The organism is Dulcicalothrix desertica PCC 7102 (assembly GCF_003991905.1).
GTDB classification, from domain to species: Bacteria; Cyanobacteriota; Cyanobacteriia; order Cyanobacteriales; family Nostocaceae; genus Dulcicalothrix; species Dulcicalothrix desertica.
On sequence record NZ_RSCL01000001.1, the window covers coordinates 507,321 to 529,519 of the forward strand.

30 protein-coding genes, 1 pseudogene and 1 CRISPR repeat array are annotated in these 22,199 nt (G+C 38.1%); of the genes and pseudogenes, 22 read left to right on the forward strand and 9 right to left on the reverse strand.

Features of this window, described 5'->3' with window-relative positions:
* The first annotated feature begins 7 nt into the window (after window positions 1-7).
* On the forward strand, window positions 8-172 hold the full coding sequence (locus DSM106972_RS51105) for a hypothetical protein (protein WP_158632748.1): 165 nt from the start codon (window positions 8-10) through the stop codon (window positions 170-172).
* A 239-nt stretch (window positions 173-411) separates the two neighbouring features.
* Here DSM106972_RS51105 and DSM106972_RS02210 read toward each other — a convergent pair whose 3' ends face one another.
* Entirely contained in the window at window positions 412-612 is a 201-nt protein-coding gene (locus tag DSM106972_RS02210; protein ID WP_127078399.1) for a hypothetical protein, read from the reverse strand.
* 203 nt (window positions 613-815) lie between these two features.
* On the opposite strand from DSM106972_RS02210, the gene DSM106972_RS02215 reads away from it, so the two are divergent.
* Together DSM106972_RS02215 and DSM106972_RS51110 are read left to right on the forward strand one after the other, a co-directional pair.
* Complete coding sequence (locus DSM106972_RS02215; RefSeq protein WP_127078401.1) at window positions 816-1,160, forward strand: hypothetical protein; 345 nt, start codon at window positions 816-818, stop codon at window positions 1,158-1,160.
* Window positions 1,157-1,321: a hypothetical protein gene (locus DSM106972_RS51110; RefSeq protein WP_158632749.1), complete on the forward strand. Its 165-nt coding sequence runs from the start codon at window positions 1,157-1,159 to the stop codon at window positions 1,319-1,321. The genes DSM106972_RS02215 and DSM106972_RS51110 overlap by 4 nt, the downstream gene beginning before the upstream one ends.
* 339 nt (window positions 1,322-1,660) lie before the next feature.
* On the opposite strand, the gene DSM106972_RS02220 is transcribed toward DSM106972_RS51110, so the two are convergent.
* Window positions 1,661-1,903 (reverse strand): CTB family bacteriocin, encoded by a 243-nt coding sequence (locus DSM106972_RS02220; protein ID WP_127079111.1) that lies wholly within the window; start codon window positions 1,901-1,903, stop codon window positions 1,661-1,663.
* Window positions 1,904-2,156: 253 nt separating this feature from the next.
* On the opposite strand from DSM106972_RS02220, the gene DSM106972_RS02225 reads away from it, so the two are divergent.
* From DSM106972_RS02225 to DSM106972_RS02260, 9 genes and pseudogenes are all read left to right on the forward strand, one after another.
* Window positions 2,157-2,807, forward strand: a complete 651-nt coding sequence (locus DSM106972_RS02225) for a hypothetical protein (protein WP_127078403.1) — start codon at window positions 2,157-2,159, stop codon at window positions 2,805-2,807.
* 46 nt (window positions 2,808-2,853) lie between these two features.
* Window positions 2,854-3,306 carry a YidH family protein gene (locus tag DSM106972_RS02230; RefSeq protein WP_127078405.1) on the forward strand — a complete coding sequence of 151 codons (453 nt, stop codon included), beginning with the start codon at window positions 2,854-2,856 and terminating at the stop codon, window positions 3,304-3,306.
* Window positions 3,307-3,362: 56 nt separating this feature from the next.
* Window positions 3,363-3,941 (forward strand): pentapeptide repeat-containing protein, encoded by a 579-nt coding sequence (locus DSM106972_RS02235; RefSeq protein WP_127078407.1) that lies wholly within the window; start codon window positions 3,363-3,365, stop codon window positions 3,939-3,941.
* 149 nt (window positions 3,942-4,090) lie between these two features.
* Window positions 4,091-4,249, forward strand: coding sequence for a QAALIT motif small membrane protein (locus DSM106972_RS51115; protein WP_158632750.1), 159 nt, complete (start codon window positions 4,091-4,093; stop codon window positions 4,247-4,249).
* 77 nt (window positions 4,250-4,326) lie between these two features.
* Window positions 4,327-5,097, forward strand: coding sequence for a pentapeptide repeat-containing protein (locus DSM106972_RS02240; protein ID WP_127078409.1), 771 nt, complete (start codon window positions 4,327-4,329; stop codon window positions 5,095-5,097).
* Between the two features lie 66 nt (window positions 5,098-5,163).
* Window positions 5,164-5,784 carry a TenA family protein gene (locus tag DSM106972_RS02245; protein WP_127078411.1) on the forward strand — a complete coding sequence of 207 codons (621 nt, stop codon included), beginning with the start codon at window positions 5,164-5,166 and terminating at the stop codon, window positions 5,782-5,784.
* A 415-nt stretch (window positions 5,785-6,199) separates the two neighbouring features.
* Window positions 6,200-6,940: a carbonic anhydrase gene (locus tag DSM106972_RS02250; protein ID WP_127078413.1), complete on the forward strand. Its 741-nt coding sequence runs from the start codon at window positions 6,200-6,202 to the stop codon at window positions 6,938-6,940.
* 253 nt (window positions 6,941-7,193) lie between these two features.
* Window positions 7,194-7,886: direct repeats of the CRISPR family, unit length 37 nt; unit sequence CTTGATATTATTATTAATCCCTATCAGGGATTGAAAC.
* Window positions 7,887-7,896: 10 nt separating this feature from the next.
* Window positions 7,897-7,998: pseudogene (locus DSM106972_RS55635) on the forward strand (DUF2809 domain-containing protein); the annotation flags it as partial.
* Window positions 7,999-8,000: 2 nt separating this feature from the next.
* The gene (locus DSM106972_RS02260) at window positions 8,001-8,189 is read left to right on the forward strand and encodes a peptidoglycan-binding domain-containing protein (protein WP_127078415.1); all 189 of its coding nucleotides are present in this window, start codon (window positions 8,001-8,003) and stop codon (window positions 8,187-8,189) included.
* Window positions 8,190-8,911: 722 nt separating this feature from the next.
* Here the strand turns inward: DSM106972_RS02260 and DSM106972_RS02265 are convergent.
* Window positions 8,912-10,399 carry an aminotransferase class I/II-fold pyridoxal phosphate-dependent enzyme gene (locus DSM106972_RS02265; protein ID WP_127078417.1) on the reverse strand — a complete coding sequence of 496 codons (1,488 nt, stop codon included), beginning with the start codon at window positions 10,397-10,399 and terminating at the stop codon, window positions 8,912-8,914.
* Window positions 10,400-10,428: 29 nt separating this feature from the next.
* Between DSM106972_RS02265 and DSM106972_RS02270 the strand changes: the two genes are divergently transcribed.
* Entirely contained in the window at window positions 10,429-10,638 is a 210-nt protein-coding gene (locus DSM106972_RS02270; protein WP_127078419.1) for a hypothetical protein, read from the forward strand.
* Between the two features lie 66 nt (window positions 10,639-10,704).
* On the opposite strand, the gene DSM106972_RS02275 is transcribed toward DSM106972_RS02270, so the two are convergent.
* On the reverse strand, window positions 10,705-11,070 hold the full coding sequence (locus tag DSM106972_RS02275) for a hypothetical protein (protein WP_127078421.1): 366 nt from the start codon (window positions 11,068-11,070) through the stop codon (window positions 10,705-10,707).
* A 282-nt stretch (window positions 11,071-11,352) separates the two neighbouring features.
* On the opposite strand from DSM106972_RS02275, the gene ychF reads away from it, so the two are divergent.
* On the forward strand, window positions 11,353-12,444 hold the full coding sequence (ychF, locus tag DSM106972_RS02280; RefSeq protein WP_127078423.1) for a redox-regulated ATPase YchF: 1,092 nt from the start codon (window positions 11,353-11,355) through the stop codon (window positions 12,442-12,444).
* A 197-nt stretch (window positions 12,445-12,641) separates the two neighbouring features.
* Here the strand turns inward: ychF and DSM106972_RS02285 are convergent, their stop codons facing one another.
* Window positions 12,642-13,211, reverse strand: coding sequence for a GNAT family N-acetyltransferase (locus DSM106972_RS02285; RefSeq protein ID WP_158632751.1), 570 nt, complete (start codon window positions 13,209-13,211; stop codon window positions 12,642-12,644).
* On the opposite strand from DSM106972_RS02285, the gene DSM106972_RS02290 reads away from it, so the two are divergent.
* Both DSM106972_RS02290 and DSM106972_RS02295 read left to right on the forward strand, forming a co-directional pair.
* Complete coding sequence (locus tag DSM106972_RS02290; RefSeq protein WP_127078427.1) at window positions 13,210-14,064, forward strand: isopenicillin N synthase family dioxygenase; 855 nt, start codon at window positions 13,210-13,212, stop codon at window positions 14,062-14,064. The genes DSM106972_RS02285 and DSM106972_RS02290 overlap by 2 nt on opposite strands.
* Window positions 14,065-14,127: 63 nt before the next feature.
* Window positions 14,128-14,961 (forward strand): hypothetical protein, encoded by an 834-nt coding sequence (locus DSM106972_RS02295; protein WP_127078429.1) that lies wholly within the window; start codon window positions 14,128-14,130, stop codon window positions 14,959-14,961.
* Between the two features lie 38 nt (window positions 14,962-14,999).
* On the opposite strand, the gene DSM106972_RS02300 is transcribed toward DSM106972_RS02295, so the two are convergent.
* Entirely contained in the window at window positions 15,000-15,674 is a 675-nt protein-coding gene (locus tag DSM106972_RS02300) for a hypothetical protein (protein WP_127078431.1), read from the reverse strand.
* A 72-nt stretch (window positions 15,675-15,746) separates the two neighbouring features.
* On the opposite strand from DSM106972_RS02300, the gene DSM106972_RS02305 reads away from it, so the two are divergent.
* The 6 genes from DSM106972_RS02305 to DSM106972_RS02330 all read left to right on the forward strand — a co-directional run bounded on the left by DSM106972_RS02305 (window position 15,747) and on the right by DSM106972_RS02330 (window position 19,097).
* Window positions 15,747-16,880 carry an NAD(P)/FAD-dependent oxidoreductase gene (locus DSM106972_RS02305; protein ID WP_127078433.1) on the forward strand — a complete coding sequence of 378 codons (1,134 nt, stop codon included), beginning with the start codon at window positions 15,747-15,749 and terminating at the stop codon, window positions 16,878-16,880.
* A gap of 178 nt (window positions 16,881-17,058) precedes the next feature.
* Window positions 17,059-17,343, forward strand: coding sequence for a helix-turn-helix domain-containing protein (locus tag DSM106972_RS02310; protein WP_127078435.1), 285 nt, complete (start codon window positions 17,059-17,061; stop codon window positions 17,341-17,343).
* Window positions 17,344-17,502: 159 nt separating this feature from the next.
* The gene (locus DSM106972_RS02315; protein WP_127078437.1) at window positions 17,503-17,910 is read left to right on the forward strand and encodes a type II toxin-antitoxin system HicB family antitoxin; all 408 of its coding nucleotides are present in this window, start codon (window positions 17,503-17,505) and stop codon (window positions 17,908-17,910) included.
* Complete coding sequence (locus DSM106972_RS02320) at window positions 17,907-18,323, forward strand: type II toxin-antitoxin system VapC family toxin (RefSeq protein ID WP_127078439.1); 417 nt, start codon at window positions 17,907-17,909, stop codon at window positions 18,321-18,323. The genes DSM106972_RS02315 and DSM106972_RS02320 overlap by 4 nt, the downstream gene beginning before the upstream one ends.
* Before the next feature lie 139 nt (window positions 18,324-18,462).
* On the forward strand, window positions 18,463-18,717 hold the full coding sequence (locus DSM106972_RS02325; protein WP_127078441.1) for a WD40 repeat domain-containing protein: 255 nt from the start codon (window positions 18,463-18,465) through the stop codon (window positions 18,715-18,717).
* Window positions 18,718-18,788: 71 nt separating this feature from the next.
* Entirely contained in the window at window positions 18,789-19,097 is a 309-nt protein-coding gene (locus DSM106972_RS02330) for a WD40 repeat domain-containing protein (protein WP_127079115.1), read from the forward strand.
* Between the two features lie 348 nt (window positions 19,098-19,445).
* On the opposite strand, the gene DSM106972_RS02335 is transcribed toward DSM106972_RS02330, so the two are convergent.
* From DSM106972_RS02335 to DSM106972_RS02345, 3 genes are all read right to left on the reverse strand, one after another.
* Window positions 19,446-19,838, reverse strand: coding sequence for a hypothetical protein (locus DSM106972_RS02335; RefSeq protein ID WP_127078443.1), 393 nt, complete (start codon window positions 19,836-19,838; stop codon window positions 19,446-19,448).
* 30 nt (window positions 19,839-19,868) lie between these two features.
* Window positions 19,869-21,230: a S8 family serine peptidase gene (locus DSM106972_RS02340; protein ID WP_127078445.1), complete on the reverse strand. Its 1,362-nt coding sequence runs from the start codon at window positions 21,228-21,230 to the stop codon at window positions 19,869-19,871.
* Between the two features lie 235 nt (window positions 21,231-21,465).
* Window positions 21,466-22,173, reverse strand: a complete 708-nt coding sequence (locus DSM106972_RS02345) for a hypothetical protein (RefSeq protein ID WP_127078447.1) — start codon at window positions 22,171-22,173, stop codon at window positions 21,466-21,468.
* Between the last annotated feature and the right edge of the window lie 26 nt (window positions 22,174-22,199).

The following is a 22,199-nucleotide window of genomic DNA, read 5'->3' on the forward strand; positions in this document are numbered from 1 at the left end:
TTTTATCATGAGTAGTTCTAAAATACCACCTGACATGGTAAAATTTAGACTTTCGTCAGAAAAAGCAAAAAAAGCTTGTTTGGAGATGGAACAAGCGTTCGATGAGCTTGAACAAGCAATACTTCAATTAGAAGCGGAGGCGCAAGCTCATAAACCAGTAAAAAAGTATTAAGTATCAAACAACTTAAAGAAAACGCAAAAAAAAAGCGTGCGACATTAAAAAAGGAGTTGCAGACGCAGCTTGCTAGCTTCTCGGTACTGCTATTACATTACTCGCAGTCTCAGCATTTGCTGGCGCCTTCTTCAGTACGAGGTCTATGGTTTCTAGGATAAAAGTTTAGCTGTGAACCATCTTGCATTAAATACGTAAATTATTAACTTTGCATTCAGTTGTGATAACTGAATGCATTTTTATTGATTAATTTCTCCAATATTACGTTCTAAATAATCTAAACAAGCTAACCGAGCTAACTCAGCTAGCGAAAGTCCACGAGCTTTAGCTAAAGCTTCAAAATGCGGGTAATACTTTTTAGGCAAACGCAAACCAATTGCCTTTGCTTGCAAGCTATCAGGAGATTCCGAAAAACGTCCAGCTTTATCTCTTACGTGCATATTACTACCAGTCTTACAATTTCCACAATACTACCTTAGCAACATAAAAGCATTGCTGACTGTTGCCCTAGTCACAATGACATCCATATTATCCATTGACATCCATTGATATCAACTGTCTGATAAAAAATTAATTAATTAAGTAAAAGCGCATGAAGAAGCTCTAATTGAAACACAAAATAAGTAAAATTTGCTACAAAATTATGGCACAAATACCTGAAGAGTTATTAGCTAGTTTCTTGGAAATATTGCCGCAATTGCTCTTAATTGCAAATGAATCTTCGTCAGTTGAGTACGAAATATTGCAGCGATTCAATGAAACAGAAATGACGACTGATGCTTTAGAGACACTCACTGACATTAGACAGGAAGTTTCGGACAGATACTCGCAGTTAACAAATGCAATGTTAAGAATAGCATCGATTCAACCTAGAGCAACTGATGATTCACTTACTATAATTAGTAATAGAATCGTAAACATTCAAAATAGAATTCCAGCTATTTTACGCAGCATTGAAGAAATTACAAACGATTGGAGGTTATCATGAGTAGTTCAAATGTACAGCCTGACATAGCAAAAGTTAGACTTACTGCGGAAAGAGCAAAAAAAGCTTGTTTGGAGATGAAACAAGCTGGAGAAGAGCTTGAACAAGCGCTACTTCAATTAGAAGCAGAGGCACAAGCTCATAAACCAGTAAGGAAATCTTAAGTCTCAAACAACTTAAAGAAAACCCAAAAAACAGTTGCAGAGGCAGCTTGCTAGCTTCTCGGTACTGTTGTTACATTACTCGCAGTCTCAGCATTTGCTGGCGCCGTAGCAGCTTGTAAAGAAAGTAAAGTTGTAACATAAAATTCTCAACTTCTATTAAAGAAGTCGGGAATTTTATTTTATGATAGACTTGCGAACAATCTAAAACAGGATTGCTACTTTTTTACACAGCAATAAAAAAATAATAATTAATTGCTAATCATATTAGATACATAAAAAACGGCGCCCAATATACAGGCGCCGTACAAAGTTATTTAAGAATGTGGATTGAGAGACAGGTTATTTGACAGCGATAGCTTGACCTGCCTTGCTAAAGATATCTGTAAGGTTAGTTACAGAAGCTGTACCGCTACCAGTGGGACCTGCGAAAGTTTGTTGCCCGACTTGCAGTTGTTTGAGTGAGTAGGTATTCGATGCATCAGAAGCAAAACCGCCAACATCACCTAAAGTAATTGCTAAACCACCAGCTACTGTATCAAGCTCATCGTTAGATAGTTCAATTGCATTAATTTCGTTATTCATCATCTTATCCTCAAATATATTGTTTAGATTTGAAGCTGTTTTCTTTGCTTCATGAGTAAATAATAGGAATTTCAAGCGCTGTCGTACATCGGAAAAAAGCTTGAATTGCAAGCCATACTTTTTGTTGAGAGCGTATGTACCAAATGTGGAGCTACTTACAGTTGGGCGCCGTTGTCCTTTAATTAGATAAAAAATGCATAAATTAAGGCGCCTTAGATATAAATATATGTGAAGCCTAAGTAGTTGTAATCTTATGTCAAACGATTTACATAATCCTAGAAGTTATGATGCTGTCTTAGGGGGTAATAATCCTTATCCTATAAATGCTGCTGTTTTGGGAGAAATACAAGGAATTAAACAACTTAAAGAACGATTGCTAAGTCAGGTTGTTAAAAATAGGGTACATGCTTTATCAAGAGCCTTAAATTATGATAAAGAAGGTTTATTGCTCGTGATACAAGCATTAAATGACCCAGAAGAGGAAGTTTATCAATTAGCTTATGATTTGTTAAAAGATAGAAAAGAAATAAATGTTAAAGCTGCATTAAGCGAGTATATCCAGCATTGTTATCTTCGTTATGATGGTTTGTACTGTAATTATAGTTTACCTGGTGATTACGAGTTTCTGAGGTTTTATCAAGACGGAACAGTTTTAAGTATAACTCTTTATTTTAAACCAGATATTGAAGCAGTTGCCAAATGGTTTAATAGAGAGCATAGATTTATAGGGAAAGGAATTTATAAAGTTGAAAGTAATATTATAAAGTTTTTTAAACATTCTGATAAACCTTATTGCTCTGGAGAAGTTGGAAAGTATGGCAATACAGTTTCACTTATTTGGAATTATGCTTATTTTAAAGGCGCCTTAAAATATTACTTTATCCATATGCCAAATATCCAATAAAAGCTTATTATACTTCTTGTCGCCTTTTATTTGGTTTTGAGTACGTGTGACTAGATTACGTAAAATTGACCGCATCCGTGAACATCAAGCAAACGAACGTACATTCTTGGCTTGGATGCGAACTTCGATTGCCTTGATTGGGTTTGGATTTGCCATTGCGCGCTTTGGATTATTCCTGCGTCAGCTAAATGCAGCAACAACTCAGCAAACTCCAATACCACATCCTGTTTTTAACTCTGAAAATTTGGGTATAAGTTTAGTAGTACTTGGTATTGCGACGATAGCATTTGCCGTATGGCGATACGACCAGATATTTCAGCAAATTCAGCGCGAAGACTACAAGCCAAACCGTATTATGGTTTGGGTGTTAGCTATAGTTATTGCGATTCTTGGCAGCTTTACTATTCCTCTACTTCTACTGCGAGATGCTGCTAACTCAATTCGTACACAACCTGCACCACGTAAGGAAGGCGCCTCAAAAAGCATTCCGCATGAGTGAAATGAGTCGTGTATAAATAAATTAGAGCTATCCATATTCATATATATAAAATTACTATGCATAAGCAAAATCAGCGCCAAGGTTTGCTTATTATCTTGACTGCTGTACTAACAGGTGCTGTGTTAGTTACAGGAGCAGGTATATATTTACTACTAAAATCTGTAGAAAAGCCAGTATCAACCGAACCTTCTAATTTAGAAACGCGCGTATCGTCTAATTCTGTGCCAAACAGTAACGTATCAGAGGCGCCTGTAGATACCTCTATACCCGTGGCGCCATCTCCAGCAGAAAAACCTACAACAGCAACACAACCCTTGCAGGCAAGAAGCACTATAGTAACCAGCAATACACGTAAAAATTATGGAGGTGCAAACTTCCAGGGTGAAGATTTACGGGGGAAAAGTTTCCGACAAGCGCAAATGGGTGGAGCAAACTTAGCAAATTCAAATTTAAGTGGGGTCGATTTAAGTGGCGCCAATATGGGTGGAGCAAACCTTGCGAGAGCGAATTTAACAAACGCGAATTTGAATAATACCGATTTGAGAGGAGCCAATCTCAGTGGTGCAAACCTTAGAGGGGCAAATTTAGATGGCGCCAAAACTGATGGAGCGAATTTGAATGGTGCTTTGCGTTAAAAATACTAGTGATTGAAATCACAACAAAAAGTGATATCAATCACTATCTTGACATAGAGCTATCACGTAGGTTAAAAGAAAACAACCATACAATATTATCTCAGTAAATAAAAGTGTAATTAACCGTCGTGTGATAGTGGAGTGTAGCTATGTTAGAAAAACTTTTGCTCGCTATCGGTTTAACCTTTAGCTTGAGTGTATTCACAAAAATCAACGCACCGTCTCAAAAGCATACAAACCAGCAATTAGAATCGGTGAACCCTCATTTGATACTGTCTCATGAAGTTGGAGAAGGGTTGTTAGATTAATCGCACAACGTTCTTACCATTCTCAATTTTCATAGGTTAAGGTTGGGTATCAACCAACACATATTGCCGTAGGCTCTATGAAAAACCAGATTATAGCAACAGTTGCATTTGTAACAACCGTTACCCTTACAACCGCAGTTCAGGCGGCAAACCCTGAACATCTTAGACAATTACTTGCGACAAAACAATGTCAAAACTGCGACCTCAGCGGCGCCGGATTAGTCATGGCGGATTTATCGGGTGCTGATTTATCGGGCGCCAATCTTGCCCTTGCTAATCTTAGCCGTGCTAATTTGGCAGGAGCAGATTTGCGGGGTGCAAATTTAACGAGTGCGAGTTTATTTGGCGCCAATTTGAATGGGGCAAAATTAGGTGGCGCCACAATAGCGGGTACAGATTTAAGAAATGCCTATCTGTACAACATTGAATTGACGAACGTAACATTTAACGGCGCCAACTTACAGGGTGCAGCGGGTATTCCTTCACAAATAGCCACACCCGACGAGTTTTATGCTTTAGGAGTAGCAGCTGGTGAAAAAGGCAACCAGCAGCAAGCTATAGATTATTTTAATCAGGCAATTGCTATTAAACCCGATTATGCAGGAGCATTTTTAGCACGCGGTATTGCCCGTTACCAGTTATTTGACCGTACTGGCGCCTTCCAAGATGCCCAAATAGCAGAGAAAATGTTCAAAGCTCAAAATAATCTTAACGGTACTCAAACCGCACAAGCTTTTATCATGGAGTTAAAAGCACCCCAGGATACTAAAGTCAGTGCAGGCAAACCCAACTTTATGGACTTTGTAAGCGGAGTAGCATCTGTGTTACTTCAGTTTTTACCGTTTTAGAACATGAAGGGCAACAGGAGTATTAGTAGAATATATATTACTTCCTTTGCCCAATCTAAAATCCTGATGTCCATATCATCTACGCTTTGGCGCCGCAATCAAGATTTAGCACAAGCTTGTTTAAAGAATCCTTTTGTTCGTGGTATTGGGGATGGTAGTTTACCGCGACACAAATTTGCTTATTATGTCGGTCAAGATGCGTTTTTTTTAGAAGCTTTCGCACGCGCTTATAGTATTGCAGCAGCAAAGGCGCCTGATTTTAAAGGGTTTAGAACATTTCATGCTTTAGCTGGGGGTGTGTTAGAAGAATTACAACTACACCAAAGTTACGCCAAAACATGGGGAATCGATATACAGTCTGTTACTCCAGGCGCCACCACTCGTCGTTATACTGATTTTTTAGTTGCAACCGCTTGGGGTGAGAATATCGGCTTAACGGCCACTGCCATGTCACCATGTATGCGTTTATACGAGTTTTTAGGTCAAGAATTAGCACAGAATGGAATTCCGGAACATGATTATAGTGAATGGATTCGCGTGTATAGCGGCGCCGATTTTCATCAAATAGCTCAAGAATTAGATGAATTAGTTGATACTTACACTACTGAAACTGATACAGTTCATTCAACTTATCGCTACGCTATGCAATGCGAATTAGACTTCTTTCAAGCTGCTTGGACAATTTAGAATTATTTTTATTTATGATTACCATGATTAATAACTTATAATACTAATAAAGTTTTAATAATAACTTCAAAACCTTGATAATGGTTATCGTAATTAATAGAAATATTGCTTGTATGGCTGATATAGAGTAACTTGTGAATTGCGCGTTAAAGAACCAGGCAATGAATTTTGAATTTTAACAAATATAAAGAATTGAGATATATTGTCATGGTGTTGCAATATTCTGGTATATTTTTACATACAACAAGATAATTCATCTATCTTAAGTTACATATTCATATCGAATGTTTTACATTTCGATAAGTCAGCGCTGGCCATTTTTATTGGTTAAAAGTGCAATTTCTGTGTATTTATTTTGCATACATATGTAGATGAATTTGTTTAATTCTGTTTAATCATACTTTAGGATAACTTCATGACTCGAATTAATGGTTTTGTAGGGCGTCGTAACTTATTGAAACTCGCAGGTATTGGAGGTGCGGGTATAGCAGCAAGTGCAGTGAAGAGCGGATTGCTACTCAATGGTGAAGAAGCAAAAGCACAGACAACTCCTACAAAAACTGAAAAAAGACCAAGACCAGTATCACCTGATGAAGCGTTAAAAAAATTACTGCGAGGAAATGAGCGTTTTGTAGCAGGTAAGCGTGCGAATCCAAATCAATCTCAATTACGCTTGCTCGAAACTTCTGTAGCACAGTATCCATATGCATCGATTTTAGGATGTGCAGATTCACGTGTTCCAGCAGAAATTGTTTTTGACCAAGGTTTAGGAGACTTGTTTGTAGTTCGAGTTGCAGGAAACGTTGCCAGTCAGACAGCTATTGGTAGTTTAGAATTTTCGAGTGCGGTGTTAGGGTCGCAACTGATTATAGTACTCGGACACGCTAAATGTGGCGCCGTAATAGCAGCAGTCAAAGGAGACCCATTACCTGGAAGAATTGGTATATTTGTTGAGGAAATAAAACCTGCTGTAGAGTCTGTAAGGCAAAAAACAGGTGACTTAGAAAAGAATTCGATTATTGCCAATATTCAATACCAAGTCAAAAAATTACCCGAAACTTCAACAATATTAGGTAACTTAGTCAAGGAAGGCAAACTAAAAATTGTTGGTGGTGTCTACGACCTAGCTAGCGGAAAAGTTACATTAGTAACCTGATTTTAGGCGCCTGTGCATGAAATGCACAGGCTAAAATATGTCATGATGAGAAACAAAGCATCTCCAAAACTGTCATGCTGAGGAACGAAGCATCTTTCTTGCAGATTGTTACGCTTAGAAAAAAGTCAAGTTACAACCTGCATCTAGCATATTTAACCATGAGTATTTAAACCTACGTATATAGTCCTCAGTCTATGTATCCACCGCGAAAGGGTAGGTGTAGAAAAATAGGATTTGGTCAAAATCTCTGTAACTTGATATTATTATTAATCCCTATCAGGGATTGAAACATTTAGGTGAATTAGTAGCTTGTGATGTTGTATGTACGCTTGATATTATTATTAATCCCTATCAGGGATTGAAACACCAAGTAGCTTGGTATCTTCCAAGTCATGTAATAAGCTTGATATTATTATTAATCCCTATCAGGGATTGAAACATTCAATTAAATGATGATAACGCTTACACAGTATACACTTGATATTATTATTAATCCCTATCAGGGATTGAAACCAAAATGATTAAGACTACACCTGAGACATTCTAAACTTGATATTATTATTAATCCCTATCAGGGATTGAAACATCGAAAGACTCTGGTATCGATTTAAAAAATCTAGCTTGATATTATTACTAATCCCTATCAGGGATTGAAACGTATCGTTTCGTCGCGTCGCACAATTTGTAGAAACCTTGATATTATTATTAATCCCTATCAGGGATTGAAACTAGAAAATGACGAATCTAAACTAGAAGATTCGTATCTTGATATTATTATTAATCCCTATCAGGGATTGAAACGAATGAGCTAGGGATTGAGTATGAGATAGAAAATCCTTGATATTATTATTAATCCCTATCAGGGATTGAAACAGGGAAAATATTAGAAAAAAAGGCGAAATAATCAAACTTGATATTATTATTAATTCCTTTTAGGGATTGAAACCCAAACTCATCTAGTAGCCATTGTCTTGGGTAGTACCTTTAACTGGAAAGATATAATTGCTTATGCTATGGGCACTATAATAATTATACGTTTAGAAAATAAAATAAAATAGTTATGTCTGATGCGTTCGTGATATTACAACTAGGTTTTACAGGCGCCACTATTAGTGATTTACAGCAAGATTTAACAACTATCGAGTATTATGCAGGCGCCATTGATGGTGTATTTGGCACCAAAACGAAGAAGGCTGTTGTTCAGTTTCAAAAGCAATTTAATTTAAATGTTGATGGCATTGTTGATTAGGGACTTCCAAATAAAAAAATCTCCAATATCTTCTTGTGGAATGGGCAGGAAAGCCCGTTTATTTAAAGAAGGCGGGCAAGGATGCCCACCCCACAAGATGGAGAATTAAATTTTTGGAAGTCCCTTATAAAACGCAAGCTGCACTTAAAAAAGAAGTATGGGCGCCTTCTAGAAACCTGGAATATACCTTTATATCATGTAATAAAAACAACAATTGGAGTTAAGATTCCCAACGAGAGCAGAAGTTGTCGGGAATCTTACAGTGCCATATAAGTCTACACATCTGCCAATCCAAACACGGGAAGCATCGCTCTAGGGATAATTGTAATGATTCTTTGTAATTAACCTTACAAGGCATAATAATCAAAAAAGTGCCAAAATTCCTAGAGGATAAGTGTGATGTAAATATATCCTCTAGGAAAATCCTAAACGGCACCTAAATTCAAGCGAGGATAACTTTGGTTTCTAACCTTATAGTTGCCGCGAACTCTAGGTAAAATCTTCAATCGACGCTTGCTTCTGTGCATCTTTACTTTCTCTAATCAGTAAAATCATACTAGGTAACAATTCATTCATCGTTACCATTTGAACTGAAATTATGTGAAAATCTTGAAGATGCTACCCTGCGGGAAAACTGCGTTAACGTTCCTCAGCATGACATAAGTCTAAATTTTATCCGTTAGCAGTATAATTTAGTTTGCAGTATAATATCGAAATTACTATTAAGCTATTACTTTTATGGTTTTAAATGTAGTGTCGCTACAACCACTTAAAAAACCTCCTAATGTTTTGACTTTTTGAAGGTATTCTACAGCTTCTTTGGTTATGATTTCTCCAGGTATTAATACAGGGATACCAGGTGGATAAGGACATATTGTTTCGGCGCCAATACGTGCATAAGTTTGGTCAACTGGTAAGGTTTCGGTTGCTGCAAAGTAAGCTTCGCGCGGAGAGATATATAATGTATTGTTTAGTTCTGTAAGATTATTAAATAAGTCTGTACTATCTAGTTTTGTATTGTTTTTATTTATAGGCGCCATTGCAGCTAGGGTATTGAATGCTTGTATTAATTTATCGATGTCTTCTTGGGTGTTGCCGATGCTAATTATAAATGTGATGTTTTGTAGTGATGCTAGTTCGCTTCTGATTTCTAGTTGAGTTTCTAGAATTTCGTCTGCTTCAAATCCTGTAATTCCTAGGTTGGAGACGTTTATTGTTAGACGGGTTGGGTCTAATTTGAATCCCCCCAACAGAGCTTGATAAGGGGGGCTTTGATGGAGTAATGATAGACATGGGATTTTTTTTAGGTTTTGGTGTGCGGTGTTTGCTAGATGTAGGGTTTGGGTGATTAATGAGTGTCCTTGTAATGCCATTTGTGCGCGTGCTGCATCAAGTGAAGCCATTAGTATGTAACTTGGGCTTGTTGATTGGACTAGTTGCAGTGCTTTACTGATTCGGTCGTAGTTTACTATGTTTCCTTGAGCGTGCAACATTGATGCTTGTGTCATGGCGCCCAAGGTTTTATGTATAGATTGGACACAAATATCGGCACCTGCTGCTAACCCTGATATGGGTAGGTCTGGATGGAAGGCAAAATGGGCGCCGTGTGCTTCGTCTAAAATTAATGGGATGTTATATTGATGTACAATATTTGCGATAGAAACTACATCACCACAAACACCGTAATAAGTTGGATACACCATTAATACTGCTTTGGCATCGGGATGCTGATGCAGTGCTAGTGCAATACTTTCGGGTGTAATACTATGGGCAATATCTAAAACTGCATCGTATTCAGGATTGATAAAAATAGGTATGGCGCCAGATAGTATTAACCCAGCAATTACCGATGAATGAACATTGCGCGGCAGAATAATTTTATCTTTGGCGCCACAGGTTGCCATAATCGCCGCTTCGATGCCGCATGTCGAACCATTTACTAAAAACCAAGTACGTGTGGCGCCGAATGCTTGTGCTGCTAACTCTTGTGCTTGGTTAATTACACCTTCGGGTGCAAATAAATTATCCAACTCAGTTAATTCTGGTAGGTCAGCAGTAAATACAGATTTACCAAATATATCTATTAGAGAAGGCGAAATTCCTACACCCCGTTTATGACCAGGGGTATAAAAAGGCGCATGTGATGATTTGATACATTCCTTTATTGCAGTTAGTAAGGGTGTTTGCGCTTGCGAGACATGATTCGTCATTTTGATAGATGGCAATGAGTAATTAAAAGATGAAAGTAGAAAGTACGTTTATTTATTTAATTATGATTCCCAGCTTAATATCTATACCCGAACCACAAATTCCTACACCTGGCCCAAACCCGTTACCTAGCCCAGGCCCTGGAACTGTGCCTGACCCTGCACCGCAACCTGTGCCTGAACCAGTTCCTTTGCCTATTCCTCAACCTGTGCCGGCGCCTATTCCGCAAACTGTGCCTTAATAGAAAATAGACGGGCAGGGATGCCCGTTCCACAAGAGAAGAGTTATATAACAGTGAATATTTTATTTACTCATCTGAGATTTCAAAATCAGAGTTTTCGCATAAGTTGACACCGTGAAGTTTTTCTTCTTGGTTGTGTTCGTTGATAATTTTCATATCATATAAACACTCATCGCGGTCACGGTCAAATTGTAGGTTAACTGATTGATCTTGCCAAACAACTTTATCTTCAAGATTATCAACAAGATTTTCTCCCCAATTGTCTTTATCGACATGTGACATCTTGACTTCACGAATTTTAAAGCTACTGCTGTTGTGAAGCTGGATATTACATGCTTCTGCTAGTACAGCTTGTGAAGAGAGTGCTATAACTGGCAGGGTGAATATTGAGAACAAAATGCGAACAGATTTATAAAGGATTGGTTTCCCCATAATTACCCGATGTGTTAGTAAGACGTTATTGTCTTGGGATAAATATACTTTATCTAAAATTTGTAGAAACGTGAAATTAATTTTTGATGAAAATAATTAACGCGCGTTATTGGTATAATAGATACAGAAAAAATATTAGAAACCGGGTTTCTTTATCGATAGATTTTAATAGAAACAAAGATTTTGCGTAGAAACCCGGTTTCTTTACGGTTCTTCGTTCTCCACTAGTGCGTTACATTTGATATCCTTGCAACAGTAAGAGACGCTTGTAAAACTATTTATATGCTCAGAGCTGGGATTGTTGGACTGCCCAACGTAGGAAAATCAACTTTATTCAACGCTTTGGTCGAAAATGCCAAAGCTGAAGCTGCTAACTTCCCTTTTTGTACCAAAGACCCAAACGTCGGTATTGTTTCGGTTCCTGACGAACGGTTAAACGTTTTGTCAAAACTTTCCTCATCGAAGCAAATTGTTCCAGCACAGGTTGAGTTTGTCGATATTGCTGGTTTGATTAAGGGTGCGAGTAAGGGTGAGGGAATGGGTAATGCTTTCTTGTCGAACATCCGTGAGGTAGATGCTATCGTTCACATGGTGCGCTGCTTCGATGATGATGATATTATTCACGTTTCTGGTTCGGTTGACCCAGTACGGGATATAGAAACTATTAATTTAGAACTTGCCTTAGCTGACTTAGGGCAAGTTGACAAGCGTATCGAACGTACAAAGAAACAAGCACGTGCTTCTAAAGAGGCACAAGCTGAGTTGGTAGTATTAGAGAAAGTCGCAGCACAGTTAAACGAGGGTAAATCTGTTCGTCAGATTGATTTAACCGACGAAGAACAGGAAACAATCAAGTTTTTAGGGTTACTAACTTCCAAACCGATAATTTTTGCAGCAAATGTATCGGAAGATGACTTGGCAAGTGGTAACAAGTATGTAGAGCAAGTGCGCGCAATCGCAGGAGAAGAAAAAGCGCAAGTTGTAGTTGTTTCTGCCCAAGTAGAGTCAGAGTTAATTGAGTTACCAGCCGAAGAAAGAGCCGATTTTTTAGCTTCTCTAGGTGTTGAAGAAGGTGGATTAAAATCTTTAATTCGTGCAACCTACGCGCTGTTAGGTTTGCGAACTTATTTTACCACAGGAGAAAAAGAATCGCGCGCTTGGACTATTAAAGCAGGAATGAAGGCGCCACAAGCAGCAGGTGTTATTCACTCAGATTTTGAGCGCTGTTTTATCCGCGCAGAAACCGTTGCTTACAATGACTTAGTAAGTACTGGTTCTATAAGTGGCGCCAGAGAGAAGGGTTTGTTACGTAAAGAAGGAAAAGAATATGTTGTTCAAGAAGGAGACGTTATGGAATTTCTAACCAGCGCATAGTGGCAACGGATGCAACGGATGTAACGGATGTGGTTTGGGGCTTATCTTGTGGAGCGGGCATCCCTGCCCGCCCTCTAATATTGCCCTCTAATATTGCCCTCTAATATTGCCCTCTAATATTGCCCTCTAAATATTAGGACGGGCGAGGACGCCCATCCCACAAGAGATGAGTGGAGATTTTTTTATTTGGAAGTCCTTTATGTGTTGCCCAGTTCCATAAAAATCCATTTGGAGTGTAGATTTGAGGGAATATCGCTTTCTGGATATGGTGCAATTTCTTGAAACCCAAACGACCGGTATAAATTTTGTGCTTCTTTAGCAAAAAAAACTGTGTCTAAACGAATTTTTATATAACCTAGTTTGGTTGCTTCACTAATTACTGCTTCCAGTAAAGCGCGTCCAATTCCTTGTTTACGATATTCGGGCTTCACGTACATCCTTTTAACTTCGGCAGTACTTTGATTATTTCGTCTAAACCCTGCACAACCTGCATTCTGACCATTAACTTTAGCAAGAAATAAACCACATGAAGGCGCCGCAAACTGAGAAAGCTTTGCAATATCATTTCCTAAAAATTTATCAACATCAAAACTAACATTTAACTCACGTTCAAAAATCGGCTTAACTTCACATAAATTACCATAAAACAACTCACGAATATCATCTATATCTTCCTCCATATCCGCTAAAATAATCTTTAACATCTCTAACTCTTCCTTTGCGCTATGAAGCGTCCTTTGCGGTTCGTTAATTAAAATATAAAACATGTTACAAATACCAATTATAGACTTTTCCAACTTTGCAAGCGATGACGAAACCATAAAACAAATTTACCAAGCTTGCACCGAAGTCGGATTTATGTATTTAAAAAACTTTGACATATCCCAAGACTTAATTGAACAAGTATTCAACACCAGTAAACACTTCTTTAACCAACCCTTAGAAATTAAGCAAAAATCAGCATGGAGTGATGAATTTAGTAATCAAGGTTATGTCGGTATAGAACGCGAACGACTCAACCCAAATAAACCAGGTGATTTAAAAGAAGCATTTAATATCACCACTCAAACACAACAACCTTATATTGTAGAATTTTTCCAAGCATGTACAAACTTGGCAAACCAAATATTAGAAGCATTTGCCCGCGCGCTAGAATTACCAGTAGACTTTTTTGCCAACAACCACAACCAAAATCATCATACTTTAAGACTGCTACACTATCCACCAATACAAACTCCATTATTACCAGAACAAACGCGTGCTGGGGAACACTCCGACTACGGCAGTATTACACTATTGTTTCAACATGATGAAATAAGTGGTTTGGAAATTCAGACCGCATCTGGTGACTGGATAAAGGCGCCTGCCATACCTGGTACAGTAGTAGTCAACACGGGTGACTTAATGCAACGCTGGACGAATAACAAATTTTGCTCAACCAAACACCGCGTAGTAATTCCAGAAAATACCAACCAGTCACGTTACTCAATCGCGTTTTTCTGTCATCCTAATGATGACACTCAAATAACCTGCTTACCAAGTTGTATAAATGAATCACCAATGTATCCGCCAATTTCAGCAAAAGAGTATCTTTTAACACGCTTGCAATCTACGTATTGATTTTTCCGAAATCAAGCTATCTTAATCAGTAGTATTGCTTAATAATAGTGATTTATATAAGCAATGCTAAATTTTAAATTAACTTTACAAAGAAGGCGCCAGTGGATATTAGGCGTACCATCATTTATATTCACCTCAGTATTAACAGCTATACCAACATATGCAGCAACCTTTGCGTTTTCGGAAGCTGAAATTGAACTAAATAATTTTAGTAATTTTGGAATAATCGAACTTGTGAACCAAGCCAATATATCAGGTGAGACAAATGGAGGTATATTTGGCGCCGAAAATAAAGCATTAAATAACTCAACAGCATCACCATTACAAATTAACTCTTCAGCATTTAGCCTTGCTTTTGGTGAAAATCGAGATTATGAAGGAACCGCAGAAGCACAAGCGCGCGTTCTTGGAAACTTTGACGTTGATGCAGGTCAATTATTCTCGTTTGACTTTATTGCAGCTCTTAATCTTGAAACAGAAATAGACGACCCATTGAGTGAAAGAGCTAACGCTAAAAGCGATATATCATTCTATTTATTTGATACGGTAAATATTCCACAAGTTAATGTTCAAGATTATTTAAAATATCAACCTCTTGATTATTTTACACTCAACGCCAGTTTAAATACTTTTGGATACGATTTTCTTAACTATCAGCACAGTCAAGGTGTCTCATTTACAAACGAGAATAAACAAACAATGTTTGGCGCCAATCAAGAGACAGCAAGCGCAATAATTCAAGGAAAATTACAACGTTCGTTTAAAAATAAAACAAATGTAACCTTAATTGCACTTCGACAAACCAAATCACAAGTCAAAGTTCCAGAAAATTCGATGTTGGTTCCATTAATTTTTATTGTTGCGACTATTGCTGTTGGTGTTTTACGAAATAAATAAAACCATTGTAAAGACGTGACATGTCACGTCTCTACATCTCATGATTTAATAAAATGATATTCCTCGTATGCGTCAGCAAAATCATCTTTACTACTACGGCGATTAGTAATATAATGGTCATAGCGATTAAGGGAAATTGTATTGCCGTGCATATGGATTTTTCCCCAACAATCTGTAGCACAATAAAACTTCTCAGTAGATATTTTTATGTCTTTGTTGAAAACTTTGTAAGTGTCAATTTGAATAAAGTTGTCTTTACACAACAATTTTGCGACTTGTTCGACACTACCATTTGTAGATTTAGTCAACAGTGTTCCATCTGGATAAAACCTTAAATATTTACAGTACTCTAATTTTCTTCTCTCATCATAAATAGTATTCGTTTTATATAATCCGTCGTAACGAATTGAATACCAACGTTTAATATACTCGCGCAATGCTACTTTAACTCTTAATTCATTTCTATTCTTTAATAAATTATGAGCGAATTCTTTTACTTGGTCTTCTGGGTCATTTAATGCTTCGATTACAAGCGTTAAACCTTCTTCGCCATAGTTTAAAGCAGATGGTAAGGCTGCAATTTTATGCTCAACAACCTCTGTTGATAATCGTTGTTTAACTCCTTCTAATCCTCCTAAAACCACACCAGATGCGGAAGCTCTACTTTGATTCCCTAAAACAACATCATACTTTTTAGGCTGATTTGATGACATTATAATTTTTATTATAGAGAAATGTTATTATAATTAGTTTATAACATTTTAGCTTTACTTGCCTCTACAAGCATGACTTATGATTGGGTAGTAATTGGCGCCGGGTTTACGGGTGCAGCACTTGCGTATGAACTTGTCAAAAAAGGCTTTTCGGTTCTTTTATTAGAACAAAACGCAGTACCTGACAATGCTACCCGTTACAGTTATGGTGGTTTAGCGTTTTGGTCTGGTACTAATTTATTAACACGTCAACTTTGCGACGAAGGCAAACAACGGTATTCTGAGTTGGTGCATGAGTTGGGTAGTGATATCGAGTATCGCGAAATAGATTTACTTTTAACTATTGACGTTGACTCAGACCCCAACACAGTTGCTAAATCTTATTCTCGCTTTCAAACAGTACCACAGTTACTTTCTGTCGAAGCTGCATGTGAATTAGAACCATTATTAAATAAAAATGCTCTGAGCGGCGCCTTAACAGTAAAACACGGTCATATTCAACCAGAGAACACAGCACAAGCTTATATCCAAGCTTTTCTAAACTTGGGTGGAAAAATCCAAATTACCAAAGTTATTGATATTCAATTTTTGGGGGTAGAGTATAAAAACCTTGCTATTTGTGCTGGAGGTATTTCTAGGCAGTTACTTGATAAGTCTGGTATTTTCGTACAACAATATTTTACCCATGCAGAAATTCTGGAAACGGCGCCAGTCGATGTCAAACTTAGCACATTAGTAATGCCAGCAGTATTACAACGCTTTGGTTTTGAAGCGTCATCTGGTAAAGATGATGAAATTTGGCGCCATCCTGGTAATGAACCGGAGGCTGCAATATTAGATACAGGTGTAGTGCAATTTTTAGATGGTAGTTTGCGTATTGGTCAAATTAGTCGAACGCTAACAGATCCAGATGCAAAAGTTGATGCAGTAGAGAGTGAAAAGTGGTTACGTAATAGTATAAGTCGGGTATTACCTTGCTTGTCTTCTGTACCCGCAACTTGGCGCCATTGTTTAGTCGCTTTTAGTAAAGATAGTTTGCCTTTGGTTGGCGCCGTTCCAGAACACGACAATATATATATATTCTCAGGTTTTAGTAACCCACTTGTATATATACCCCCACTTGCTTATAGATTTGCTAATTGGGTATCGGGACAAGAAGATGAAGTTATTAACCAGTTATCACCAAATCGTTTCACAAATTTTTAGGCTCTGGCTTCTTATATCACTTATTATTATATTTATCTAGTTAGTAATATCAACTACTTATGCATAAAGCCACTATATATAAACAGCCGCTATATCTAACTAGTTGACAATATAGCGGCTATGTACATATTATTTAGATATGATTGATAATGTAGTTCTCCATTAAGGAGTAAGGAGTGTGACTGTAGTCAACAAAATTCAAGAATTTATAAATTCAAAAAATATTAGTAAATATAAATTTATGAAAGATACGGGTGTTGCACAACGTACAGCATACGACTTATGTAACAACCCAGCACAATTACCATCACCCGATGTTTTAAGAAAGATTTGTAATACTTATCAAATACAACCGGGTGAAATTCTTGAATGGTTGCCTTATAAAGAGTTTGAAACACGATTTGGAAATGAAAAATTAACTATTGAAGTAAATAATGACGTTATTCAAACAACGAAAAGCTGAAATTTGTGCATGTTTAAGTTGTCTTTAAGACGGTACTAAGAGATAAGCTCAATAACAAATATAAGCCACTTAGTAACAAATAGAAGTTACTTAAGAGCAACTTCCTTGACTGACAGAATTTTGACAAAACTGAAGTAGCTTATTAATACCTAAAAAACAATGAACACAAAAAACTTAATTATAAACAAAGGTTACAATGAAGCAAAGTATGTAGAAAGGAATAATATTATGCAGGCTTTGTCGTCAGATCATTCGTTGCCACCTAGTTACCCAGTATTAATTGAAGTTGACCAGGAAAATCATTGGGTCGCAAGCGTAGTTGGTTGGGCTGATGCCAAGGGGGTCGGAACAACACGGGATGAGGCTATTCAAACGTTGCGACAGTATCTAATAGGTAAACAGTCGCGGGGTGAGTTGATTGCCTTAACGGTGGACTCTCCACAACAAGAGGTGCATCCTTGGATGGAATTTGCTGGTATGTGGGCTTCTGATCCGCAGTTTGATGAGTTTGTAGCTGAAATGCAGGCTCAAAGGGAGTTAGATTTAAGTTGTGAGGACATTGTGTGAGCTTGTGGATATTTGATACAGATTGTTTAACTCTATTTCAGCATGGTCAACGTCAATTGGTTGAGCGGGTGGCTCGGCTACCAAGAGAGCAAGTTACAACGACAATTGTAACTTTAGAAGAGCAGGTTCGAGGACGATTTAACCTAGTACGTCGAGCAGAAACGGTTGAACAACTGGTGAATGCATACCAACGTTTGCAGGAAGCTATCGTGTTTTTTCAACGGTTTCAAGTGTTGGAATTTTCACTTTTAGCAGGAACACACTACCGCTCGCTCAAAGAGCAAAAGTTGCGGGTCGGAAGTCGAGATTTAAGGATTGCTGCAATCGCGCTTTCAATAAATGGAATTGTAGTAACTCGAAATAAAAAGGATTTTAGTCAAGTTCCGGGACTCCAAATTGAAGATTGGCTTTAACACGCGCGCGCCCTTTTATATAACAAAGACCTAGACGAAATAATCGACACAAAGAGAGTACTGCTTCGGTATATTTGTATATTTAAGGAAAAAGAACAATGACACCAGCACAAGGCGCGCGCAACTCAAATCCCTGTCAATGACCTGGCAAGCTCATGATGATTGGATTCGGTGTGTGGCTTTTTGTCCTGATGGCAAGCTAATAGCTAGTTGTGGTAATGACCATACGGTAAAAATTTGGGATAGTCAAACTGCAAAATGTTTAAAAATATTGCGCGGACATACTGATTGGGTGTGGTCGGTATATTTTGTCTTGGGTAAGCGATTTGTAATTAGTGCAATGTCTTTCAACTTGGCGCCGTCATACAGACTGGATATGGTCGGTCATGTTTAAAACTGTTTGAGGGACATACTGGAGAAATTCGCGCGCTCACTTTTATTCCTCCATCCAGAAACATACCAGAAATGCTTGTTAGCGCTAGTGATGACCACACTATTAGATTATGGGATACTCAAACAGGATGCTTTAAAGTATTAACAGGTCATCAAGACCGTATTTGGTCGGTTTGTTATAGTGCAAAATTAAATGTTTTATTTAGCTGCGGCGAGGATGAAACCATTAAACTCTGGGATATTCACGCCCTTAAATGTATAAAAACTTTAACAATTCCTAAACCCTACGAAGGAATGAATATTAATGGTGTTTCTGGTTTAAATTCGGCGACACTCCAATCTTTGCGGGTTTTAGGTGCCTCTGTACAGGCGCCTGAGTAGTTCCCAAAATTAACGGCATTGTAGAATAATTTATTTCTTGAACTGCTCTTAGGGACTTCCAAAAATTAAATTCTTCATATTGTGGAATGGGCGTCCCCGCCCGTTGGGGATGCCCACCCCACAAGAAAATTCTGGAGATTTTTTATTTGGATGTCCCTTAGTGGAACTTGGCGCCTCCTTATAGTGTCTTTCAGTAAAAATAGTTTGTTTTCTTCTTCGCGCTGGTCATGTCAGGAAATAATGACTAACTTCTTGAAGAAATATCTTAAAATCGTTTTATAGCGTTATAGTTATATATAGTTGTGATGAATATGTGTTGGGTTGCTCGCTGTCGTCGCTACACCCAACCTACCAGTGGTTATTACTTTCTGTTCCATCACTTGGTACTATAGTTTGGTCTTCTAGGACGGCTTTTACCATGTCTGACTCAGCAAGTGCGTTGACACCAGCAGCAGAAATTTCAATGGGAATTTGACCTAATGCTCCTGGGTTATCACTAAGAGGGTGTCCACCAAAATCTTTAATAATATTAAGAATATATTCAAATGCGAGTTTAGCCGAGTTGCGTATTGATTCAATCGCAGCTTTGCGCTCCGCAGGAGATTGACGGGCGCCACAGTTTTTCCCATTATCGATATGGAGAAAAACAATGACGCGAACTTTCTGCTGCGGTTGCAAATTACTTAAGCGATTTGCAAAATCGACGCTAATTTTGTGATTAAAAGGGTTACGCTGATACATATAATAGATGATGCAATCCCCTGGCGGCTCTTACTTTAGAGCAGAGTTTGCTTCCAGAGGTTGTATTAATCCCCATCCCCAGCGATTATCTGGACGACGAGTACCACCTGCTGGATGTTTAGCTGTTTCCTTTAGTACCCTTATAATGTCGATTACAGATGCTCTTGGATTGGCTGCCATCAATAAAGCTGCAACTCCAGCGACGTGAGGAGTAGCCATTGATGTTCCATCCATGTAGTTGTAAGCGTAAGTTCCTTCGGGAGTTCTAGTAGGTGGTATACATGAGTATATCTGAGTCCCTGGTGCAACAACATCCGGTTTTGTAACCAATCTACCAGCATCTTCTTGGTCGGGAAATACTAAACTAGCTCCACTACTAAAAAACGCTACGTCATGTTTATTATTAGATAACTTTTCAATGGCGCCTACCGAAAAGGCATTATATGAGTTACCTGGTGAACTAGTATTGCCGTGATTCTCATTCCCAACTGCGACAACAGGTAAAATGCCGTATTGGTTGATTAATATATCGAGAACTTCGGTAAATAAAGGTTCGTAGTAGCTCATGCCAAGCGACATATTAATAATATCGGCGCCTGTTTCAATAGCCCAAGAAATACCTTCGAGCAAAGTTCGTAAAGTAGTGTTACCAATTAGTACACCTGCTACTAATAGGTTAGCATGAGGCGCCACACCAATGGAGACACCTTTATCGGTTTTCCCACCAGCAATAGTTCCACAAACATGAGTACCATGCTGACCGCTATCGAATGGAGGTGAAGCGGTAATGCGTCGTCCGAGAGGGTCGATAACCACAAACTCTTTAACACGGTTGTTCAGTGCTGGATGTGCTGCATATACTCCAGTATCTAGAACCGCTACATTTACGTTTTCACCTTTGCTTGTTTCCCATAGCTTAGGAATATCCAGACTATTAAGTCCCCATGTTGTGCTTTCACTATTATCTTGAGTTACCAAGTCCGCATATTCTACCCGACGTGGTTGAATTAGGTGAATACTTTGATTTGGTAAAACTGCTACTACATGAGGTTGTTCGGCAAGTGCTTCTAAGGTTTTGTGGGTAACTTCGACTGTTGCTACTGGTAATGTGCCTGAACCGATTAGCGAAATTTCCAATGGGTCATCACTATATCCTAAGTCGCGACTTGCTTCTTGATAATGGTCGAATATTTCTTCTTGTAGCGCTTTTTGAATACTAGCTCGCTGTTGAGACTTTTCTAATCTATTGTGAATCTCACGCAGGCGCCCGCGTTTTGGTAATCCTTCTGTTTGTGGCGCCTCGTAGATTACAATCGCATCACGCTTGTCATCTTCGTCGAGTCCAGCTAAAAACGGGTCAAATGCTGGTGATATTTTATGCTCTATACTCATAGTAATTTTGGGGTTTAGTTTTTAATATTGTTACTCCGGCTCTAGAGTATACTGAGATACCTATATTTGATATCTACCTTTAAGGTAAGGTTTTCGGGTTGTTGAGGCGATATCGTTTAATGTTGCTGTAAAATCTGTAGTAGCAGCAGAGACACAAAGTATACAGAAACCGGGTTTCTTTGTCACTAAGCATTAAAATCATCAACATCAACGAAAAGAAACCCGGTTTCTTGGGTTACACGATATTGTGATTTCCATCAACACGCTGATATAATTCAACATGATTCTTATCTAATTTTAATAATTCCGCAGCCTCTGCTAACAGTGCGTTTTGCTCGCTTTGTATTTCGGCTAACCGTACAGATATTTCTGCTAATCTTTCCGGTTTTGTATTTACTGTAGTTGTATCGTTCACATAAATGATAGGCGCCTCTTTAACCGCATTGCTAATCGTTAATTTATTCCACCCAAAAGCTGTATACTTACCTAATTTTTGCCCACTATAACTAATTAACAACCAAATTAATCGTAGCGGTGTTTTTAATATAGATAAACTCGCCGTTTCAATCAAGCTAATAAGCGCGCGGATAATGCTCCAAGCAAAAGCGATAAATAATAAACCAAGAATAACACTCCAAATTGGATGATTAGCTGCCCACCCAAGTAACAGCACCAACTTGTAAACAGCAGGATGTTGCACCAACCAATCATTAACTGAAGAATTCATCGAATTTTGAATCGCCGTTGATGTTGACTGCTGGATATTTTCAGCAGACTGCAAAGTTTTATGTAGCGAATCTTTGATATTATCAATACCACTTGTCACTGTATTAACCGCTTGATTTTTAGATTGCTGTGCAGTATTACTTAGCGAGTTAACCCTGTCGTTAACTAACTGCTTGGTACTCTGAAAGTTTTGGCGCCAGTTTTCAAGTAGTGTCATAAAAAGCCCCACATATCAAGTAATTC

What these genes read in the sequence shown, in the direction of transcription:
- DSM106972_RS02330 (WP_127079115.1), top strand. Translation starts at nt 18,789, where the DNA reads ATGCTTGTTAGCGCTAGTGATGACCACACTATTAGATTATGGGATACT.
- DSM106972_RS51110 (WP_158632749.1), top strand. Translation starts at nt 1,157, where the DNA reads ATGAGTAGTTCAAATGTACAGCCTGACATAGCAAAAGTTAGACTTACT.
- DSM106972_RS02295 (WP_127078429.1), top strand. Translation starts at nt 14,128, where the DNA reads ATGCTAAATTTTAAATTAACTTTACAAAGAAGGCGCCAGTGGATATTA.
- DSM106972_RS02240 (WP_127078409.1), top strand. Translation starts at nt 4,327, where the DNA reads ATGAAAAACCAGATTATAGCAACAGTTGCATTTGTAACAACCGTTACC.
- DSM106972_RS02270 (WP_127078419.1), top strand. Translation starts at nt 10,429, where the DNA reads ATGAAAGTAGAAAGTACGTTTATTTATTTAATTATGATTCCCAGCTTA.
- DSM106972_RS02210 (WP_127078399.1), bottom strand. Translation starts at nt 612, where the DNA reads ATGCACGTAAGAGATAAAGCTGGACGTTTTTCGGAATCTCCTGATAGC.
- DSM106972_RS02265 (WP_127078417.1), bottom strand. Translation starts at nt 10,399, where the DNA reads ATGACGAATCATGTCTCGCAAGCGCAAACACCCTTACTAACTGCAATA.
- DSM106972_RS02300 (WP_127078431.1), bottom strand. Translation starts at nt 15,674, where the DNA reads ATGTCATCAAATCAGCCTAAAAAGTATGATGTTGTTTTAGGGAATCAA.
- DSM106972_RS02340 (WP_127078445.1), bottom strand. Translation starts at nt 21,230, where the DNA reads ATGAGTATAGAGCATAAAATATCACCAGCATTTGACCCGTTTTTAGCT.
- DSM106972_RS02260 (WP_127078415.1), top strand. Translation starts at nt 8,001, where the DNA reads ATGTCTGATGCGTTCGTGATATTACAACTAGGTTTTACAGGCGCCACT.
- DSM106972_RS02315 (WP_127078437.1), top strand. Translation starts at nt 17,503, where the DNA reads ATGAACACAAAAAACTTAATTATAAACAAAGGTTACAATGAAGCAAAG.
- DSM106972_RS02250 (WP_127078413.1), top strand. Translation starts at nt 6,200, where the DNA reads ATGACTCGAATTAATGGTTTTGTAGGGCGTCGTAACTTATTGAAACTC.
- DSM106972_RS02335 (WP_127078443.1), bottom strand. Translation starts at nt 19,838, where the DNA reads ATGTATCAGCGTAACCCTTTTAATCACAAAATTAGCGTCGATTTTGCA.
- DSM106972_RS02345 (WP_127078447.1), bottom strand. Translation starts at nt 22,173, where the DNA reads ATGACACTACTTGAAAACTGGCGCCAAAACTTTCAGAGTACCAAGCAG.
- DSM106972_RS02290 (WP_127078427.1), top strand. Translation starts at nt 13,210, where the DNA reads ATGTTACAAATACCAATTATAGACTTTTCCAACTTTGCAAGCGATGAC.
- DSM106972_RS51115 (WP_158632750.1), top strand. Translation starts at nt 4,091, where the DNA reads ATGTTAGAAAAACTTTTGCTCGCTATCGGTTTAACCTTTAGCTTGAGT.
- DSM106972_RS02225 (WP_127078403.1), top strand. Translation starts at nt 2,157, where the DNA reads ATGTCAAACGATTTACATAATCCTAGAAGTTATGATGCTGTCTTAGGG.
- DSM106972_RS02220 (WP_127079111.1), bottom strand. Translation starts at nt 1,903, where the DNA reads ATGAATAACGAAATTAATGCAATTGAACTATCTAACGATGAGCTTGAT.
- DSM106972_RS02325 (WP_127078441.1), top strand. Translation starts at nt 18,463, where the DNA reads ATGACCTGGCAAGCTCATGATGATTGGATTCGGTGTGTGGCTTTTTGT.
- DSM106972_RS02235 (WP_127078407.1), top strand. Translation starts at nt 3,363, where the DNA reads ATGCATAAGCAAAATCAGCGCCAAGGTTTGCTTATTATCTTGACTGCT.
- DSM106972_RS02215 (WP_127078401.1), top strand. Translation starts at nt 816, where the DNA reads ATGGCACAAATACCTGAAGAGTTATTAGCTAGTTTCTTGGAAATATTG.
- DSM106972_RS02305 (WP_127078433.1), top strand. Translation starts at nt 15,747, where the DNA reads ATGACTTATGATTGGGTAGTAATTGGCGCCGGGTTTACGGGTGCAGCA.
- DSM106972_RS51105 (WP_158632748.1), top strand. Translation starts at nt 8, where the DNA reads ATGAGTAGTTCTAAAATACCACCTGACATGGTAAAATTTAGACTTTCG.
- DSM106972_RS02275 (WP_127078421.1), bottom strand. Translation starts at nt 11,070, where the DNA reads ATGGGGAAACCAATCCTTTATAAATCTGTTCGCATTTTGTTCTCAATA.
- DSM106972_RS02245 (WP_127078411.1), top strand. Translation starts at nt 5,164, where the DNA reads ATGTCCATATCATCTACGCTTTGGCGCCGCAATCAAGATTTAGCACAA.
- ychF (WP_127078423.1), top strand. Translation starts at nt 11,353, where the DNA reads ATGCTCAGAGCTGGGATTGTTGGACTGCCCAACGTAGGAAAATCAACT.
- DSM106972_RS02285 (WP_158632751.1), bottom strand. Translation starts at nt 13,211, where the DNA reads ATGTTTTATATTTTAATTAACGAACCGCAAAGGACGCTTCATAGCGCA.